General features: G+C 65.9%; 3 protein-coding genes and 1 pseudogene. All 4 read left to right on the forward strand.

Going from position 1 to position 6,082, the window contains the following annotated elements:
* Positions 1–46 precede the first annotated feature (46 nt).
* Entirely contained in the window at positions 47–1,144 is a 1,098-nt protein-coding gene (locus JNN06_RS12060; RefSeq protein ID WP_291239841.1) for a hypothetical protein, read from the forward strand.
* Between the two features lie 4 nt (positions 1,145–1,148).
* Positions 1,149–2,033 carry an SMP-30/gluconolactonase/LRE family protein gene (locus JNN06_RS12065; RefSeq protein WP_291239842.1) on the forward strand — a complete coding sequence of 295 codons (885 nt, stop codon included), beginning with the start codon at positions 1,149–1,151 and terminating at the stop codon, positions 2,031–2,033.
* A 101-nt stretch (positions 2,034–2,134) separates the two neighbouring features.
* Entirely contained in the window at positions 2,135–3,928 is a 1,794-nt protein-coding gene (locus JNN06_RS12070) for an IlvD/Edd family dehydratase (RefSeq protein ID WP_291239843.1), read from the forward strand.
* A gap of 88 nt (positions 3,929–4,016) precedes the next feature.
* Positions 4,017–6,082 (forward strand): annotated as a pseudogene (locus JNN06_RS12075) (hypothetical protein); the annotation flags it as partial.

The following is a 6,082-nucleotide window of genomic DNA, read 5'->3' on the forward strand; positions in this document are numbered from 1 at the left end:
CTGATCCGACGGCGCGCCGCGCCTTTGTCTTGACGGCCTGCCTGCCATGAGGGTCTTGCTGTCCGGCACGTCGAATTCGATCATCGCAGACGGGATCAGCACCGTTCTGGCGCGTAGCCCCGATGTCACGCAGTTCCGGAATGCCTCTTATGGGGCATCGGGCACGGTGGCGATCGGCGATCACCTGCGCGGCATCGACTTTGCGGCGCATGATGTCTGCATCATTGATTATTGCGTCAATGAAGAGGTGTTTCTGTTCCAGAACCTCACCGCCCTTGAGGATGCGCTGTCCAACATGTTCAACATGGTGGATGCCGCCTCGCGCGCGGGGTGCCTGCCGGTCGTCCTGATCCTGCCCACGCAGCAGAGGATCGACCGCGCCCGGCCCCTGGAGGCGGGTTTGCTGGAGCGCCTGCGCGCCTTTGGCGTGCCGTTCTTCAATGCCTATGACCATATCACGGCTTTGGGCACGCGATACGGGATCGTGCCCGATGATCTGTTCATGGATGCAAACCACATCCAGCGCTGGCTGAACAAGTTCATCGGCCAGCAGATCATCGCGTTTCTGAAAGGGCTTGATTTCACGGCCCTGCGGTTGAGGGAAACCGGCCAGAGCTATCGGCCGCTGGCCTTTCTGCCGCATGAGCGGATGGCGATCACCGGTGACAGTCGGATCGTGGCCCAGGAAAGCCGCCTGATGACGCGCGAGGTGGTGAGCCTTGCGCCGGGGGCGGTGATGCAGCTGGATCTGCCTGCCCCCTGCATCCTGTCGGGCGTGACCCTGAACGCCGCCCGCTCCTGGGGGCGCCTGACCCAGGCGGAAAGCGGGGCAGAGCTGTTCCGCACCAATGTGCCCTCGCTGTTCTCGGCAAAGCGGGGCCTGACGCTTGTCAGCCTGCCGATGCCTGCGCCCTGGCAGATCGGGCCCGGCCCGGCGCGGGTGAGGTTCGAGGGACTGGCCTTGGCCGGGCCGGATCGCCCGGAGATCCGGCTGGAGCTTTCGGGCCTGATCCTGACCCTGCTGGACCAGGACCGGCCGCTGGCCGTTCTGGCGCCGGAGGGCGAGGGGGTCTGTATCGACCGGCAGATTGATCTGGCCGAGGAGGCGCGGCTTGTGCAGCAGGCGCGCGCAGAAAGGGGCTGAAACCATGATGCACCGCCTGTTTCCCGATCTGGGCTTTGTTCTGGGCGAAAGCCCGGTCTGGGATGACCGGGCATCCCGGCTCTATTGCGTCGATATCGAGGCGCGGCGGCTTTATCGTCTGGACCCGGCGCGCGGCAGTTTTGACAGCTTCGATTGGCCGGAAAAAATCTCCTGTATCGGCCTGACCGATCCGGGGCCGGAGCTGTTGGTGGCCGGGGTTTCCGGCCTGTGGCGCTTCAACCCCGAAACCGGCGCGCGTCAGCTTTGGGCGGCTTTCCCGGATTTGCCGGCAGGCCAGCGCCCGAATGACGGCAAGGTCGGCCCGGATGGTGCCTTCTGGGTGGGCACGATGGAGGACCGCAATGATCGCGGCCCGGCGGGGCGGCTCTATCGGTTCGACCCGGAAGGGGGCGTGCGGGTCATGGCCGAGGGGCTGACCACGCCGAACGGGCTGGACTGGAGCCCGGACGGGCGCCGGATGTATCGCGCCGAAACCCGGGCGCTTGAAATCGTGCAATATGATTTTGACCCGGAAACAGGCACTGTTTCGGCGCCCCGGCCCTTTGTCCGGCTGGCGCCGGAGCAGGGCAAGCCCGATGGGGCCGCCGTGGCGGCGGATGGCAGCTATTGGGTTTGCGGGATTTACGCGGGCACTGTCTGGGGGTTCCATCCCGATGGCCGTCCGGCCGGATCGGTGGCCATCGGGGCCACCATGGTCACCATGCCCTGTTTTGGCGGGGCGGCGCTGGATCAGCTTTATGTCACCGCGCTGGCGCAGGACGGGCAGGCCAGTGCCGGTCTGTTCGGCGGGGCGGCCCTGACCGCAGATCCCGCCGCGCGGCCGTTGAAAGGCTGCCCTGCCCGGCGGATGCGCCTCGCCCCGGTCTGAGGGGGCCTCTGCCTTGACAGGCTGGCGCAGAACTCTGACAAGCTGAGCCTGAAGGCGATCCGTCTTGCCCATCGCGTCCCGCACAGAAAGGCAGCAGAGCAATGTCCCCCAAGAGCCAGAACCTGCGGTCCCGGATGTGGTTCAACGATCCGACCGATCCCGAGATGACGGGCATCTATCTGGAACGCTTCCTGAATTACGGCCTGACCCCGGAAGAGCTGCAATCCGACAAGCCGATCATCGGGATCGCCCAGACCGGCTCGGACCTGTCGCCCTGCAACCGTCACCATATCGAGCTGACCAAGCGCGTGCGCGATGGCATCATCGCCGCCGGGGGGGTGCCGCTGGTGGTGCCGGTGCTGCCCATTCAGGAAACCGGCAAACGCCCGACCGCCATGCTGGACCGCAATCTGGCCTATCTGGGCCTGGTCGAGGCGCTGCATGGCTATCCGATTGACGGTGTCGTGCTGAATATCGGCTGCGACAAGACCACGCCCGCCCTGTTGATGGCGGCGGCGACGGTCAATATCCCCGCCATTGCCTTCTCGGTCGGCCCGATGCTGAACGGCTATTTCCGGGGCCAGCTTTCCGGTTCGGGCAGCATCGTCTGGCATGCGCGCAACCTGTTTGCCGCGGGCGAGATTGACGGGCAGGGATTCATTGATCTGGTCAGTTCCTCGGCGCCTTCGGTGGGCTATTGCAACACGATGGGCACGGCCTCGACGATGAATTCGCTGGCCGAGGCGCTTGGCATGCAATTGCCGGGGTCGGCCAGCATTCCGGCCCCCTATCGCGAGCGCGGCCAGATGGCCTATGCCACCGGCAAGCGCATCGTCGGGATGGTGGCCGAGGATCTGAAGCCCGCCGATGTCATGACCCGCGCCTCTTTCGAGAATGCCATTGCGGTGAATTCCGCCATCGGCGGCTCGACCAATGCGCCCATCCACCTGATCGCCATTGCCCGCCATCTGGGGTTGGAGCTGTCGACGGCGGATTGGGAGACCATCGGCCACAAGATCCCGCTTCTGGCGAATATGCAGCCCTCCGGGCAATATCTGAGCGAGGATTTCCACCGGGCGGGTGGCGTGCCCGCCGTGGTGGGCGAGCTGATGGCGGCGGGCCTCTTGCCGCATCCGCAGGCCATGACGGTGAATGGCCGCCCGATCGGCGAGAATTGCATGGCGGCCCGGTCGCAAAACGCGCAGGTGATCCATTCTGCCAGCCAGCCGCTGAAAGCGGAGGCTGGTTTCATCAACCTGTCGGGCAATCTCTTCACCTCTGCCATCATGAAAACCTCGGTCATCTCGCCCGAGTTCCGCGCCGCCTATCTGGCCGATCCGGCAGACCCGGAGGCCTTCGAGGGCGCGGTGGTGGTGTTCGACGGGCCCGAGCATTTCCACCGCACCATCGACGATCCGGCGCTGAACATCACGCGCCAGAGCATCCTGGTGATGCGCGGTGCCGGCCCGATCGGCTATCCGGGGGCGGCCGAGGTGGTGAACATGCGCCCGCCCAGCTATCTGATCAAGGAGGGCGTCATCGCCTTGCCCTGCATTGGCGACGGGCGCCAATCCGGCACTTCCGGCTCGCCCTCGATCCTCAATGCCTCGCCCGAGGCGGCGGCAGGGGGCGGGCTGGCGCTGTTGCAGAATGGCGATGTGATCCGGGTCGATCTGAAAAAGGGCAGTGTGAATGTGCTGCTGCCCGCCGAGGAACTCAGCCGCCGCGCCGAAGCGCTGGCCGCCGCCGGGGGGTACCGCGTGGCAGAAAGCCATACCCCCTGGCAGGCCTATTTCCGTGATCTGGTCGAGCCCCTGTCAGAGGGGATGACGCTGCGCGGGGCGGTCGAGTTCCGGGATATCGCGGCCAGGCACAAACCGCGCCACAACCACTGAGGCGGGGCAAAGGGCGCGGCAAAGGGTTCTTTTTGTCAGTGTGAAAAAAAGCTAGGTCTGCCGAACCCGGCGGGCAGGAGAGCCAGATATGCGAGTGCGACTTCATCACTATATTCACGAGTTCGGTCTCCATGCGTTGAACATGTTCGACGTTGATTTCTGGAAACGGGCGACAGGTCTGGCCTCTTTCGGGGTCGAGCTGCGGGTTCATCGCGGCTTTGCCGAGGTCGAGCTGCGCCATTTCCTGCCGGGACAGGCGCCGGTGACATTGCACCGGCTGTCACAGGCCAGCGCCGGATCGGTTTTCAGCCCGCCCTATTTTCCGCCGCAGATGGGCGGCACCATCCTGCCGGTCGTGGTGGCACAATCGGAAGATGCCGATTTCACGCTGTATTTCGGCACCAATGACCCGCCCCCGGAAGGCTGGCCCCGGATCGCCTTGCTGACGGACCCGGCCGGGGCTGCGGCCCTGACGCCCGCCTTCGAGCGGTTCCGCCATGAGTTCGGCCCCGAAGAGCGCCTTGCCCTGCGCATGGTCGTGATGGCCCCCCCCGAAAGCGGGGCCGAGCGCGGGCTGAACCCGGACCTGCCGGTCTGGCAGGTGCCACTTTCGCAGAAGGCTGGGTCTGGTTTCGCGCAGGCCATTGCCAGCTTTGGCTTTGGCGATCTTGCCGGTTGCGGCATCACCCATCTGGGCCTGCTGGAAGCCGGTCGGGTGCCGCATCCCGAGATCCTGTTCCGGTTGATTGCGCTGATCCGCCATTTGAAACCCGGCTTCTATGCTGCGGCCGCAGTTCATGCCGCACCGGATTGGCAGGCGGGGGGCCAGCGGATGCTGGGCCTTGGGCTGGGCGCCATGGCAGAGCCTGCATGGCCGCATGATCCGTGCGGGGCCGGGCTGGCGACCGAGGATGTCGCGGCGCTGGCGGCGGCTGTGGCGCAGCCGCCCGAATTGCCCTTGCCGGGCCTGATCTGCCTGCCGCTGGGGGCTGTCCGGGCCACGGGCCTGCCGGATGGCAGCCTGCATCATCTGGAGGTGACGGAATATCTGTCGCGCATCGCGCAGCGGCCTGCTGTCTGTGCCGCGATCTCGGTGCCCTCCGGGACGGAGACCGGAGCGGAGATCGCGCCCGCCGAACCCCTGCTGGAGGCGCTATGGCGCGAGCGGGTGCAGATTCTGGCGCTGCGCGGCCATCTGGCCGATCTCAAGGCGCTGAAACACCGTCAGGAGGCCGTGCAGGCTCGGGCGGGGGCGGGGCGCGAGGCCGAGGCCTTGGCGCGTGTGGTGACCGAACTCGGGCGCCGTGGCACTGTCACGGGCTGGAATGTGGCGCCTGGTGCGGAGGGGGGCTCTGGCGGGGGGCTGCGCAGCTGGCTTGGCCTGTCTGGCACAGAGCCGGATCTGTCGGCCACCATCGCGGCTCTTGTGGCGCAGAACCGGCAGGCCGCACATCCCTTTGCGGCTTCGGCGGCAAAGCCGGAGGATGCGCTGTGGCATATCTTCACCCAATTGCATCAGCGCGTGGATGCCCTGCGCCACGAGATGCAGGGCATGGCCGCTGCGGCGGAGCAGCAAACCGGGCGGCGCCTGTTCGATATCGGCATCGCCGATCCCGCCCGGACCAAAGCCGATCTGGCCCGCCCGAATATCCTGGCGGTTTCCGCGCTGTACAAGCGGCACAAGGGGCAGAGGGCGGTCATCATCGGCAATGGGCCAAGCCTGCGGATCCCGGATCTGGCGCGGCTGGACGGAGATGTCTGTTTCGGGTCGAACAAGATTTTCCTGTCCTTCGACCAGACCGACTGGCGCCCGACCTATTACACGGTCGAGGACCATCTGGTTCTGGCCGGCACGCAGGCCGAGGTGTCGCGGATGCGCGGGGTGCAAAAGGTCTTCCCCGACAATATGCGCCATCACGGTTTTCACGACCCCGATGTGGTCTTCGTGCCGCGTCTGCCGCCGAAATCCTGGGAAGACCCGCTGTCCGACCCGGATTTCCCGCAATTCAGCCTCGATCTGGTGCAGGGCCTGCATTGGGGGTCAACCGTCGTCTATGCGCAGATCCAGATGGCGGTCTTCATGGGCTGCCGCGAGATCTACCTGATCGGTGTCGATCATTCCTATCGGTTGCCCGCGGTGAAAGAGGGCAATAC

It is taken from the genome of Gemmobacter sp., from assembly GCF_016792925.1.
Lineage (GTDB): Bacteria > Pseudomonadota > Alphaproteobacteria > Rhodobacterales > Rhodobacteraceae > Gemmobacter.

What these genes read in the sequence shown, in the direction of transcription:
- JNN06_RS12070 (WP_291239843.1), top strand. Translation starts at nt 2,135, where the DNA reads ATGTCCCCCAAGAGCCAGAACCTGCGGTCCCGGATGTGGTTCAACGAT.
- JNN06_RS12065 (WP_291239842.1), top strand. Translation starts at nt 1,149, where the DNA reads ATGATGCACCGCCTGTTTCCCGATCTGGGCTTTGTTCTGGGCGAAAGC.
- JNN06_RS12060 (WP_291239841.1), top strand. Translation starts at nt 47, where the DNA reads ATGAGGGTCTTGCTGTCCGGCACGTCGAATTCGATCATCGCAGACGGG.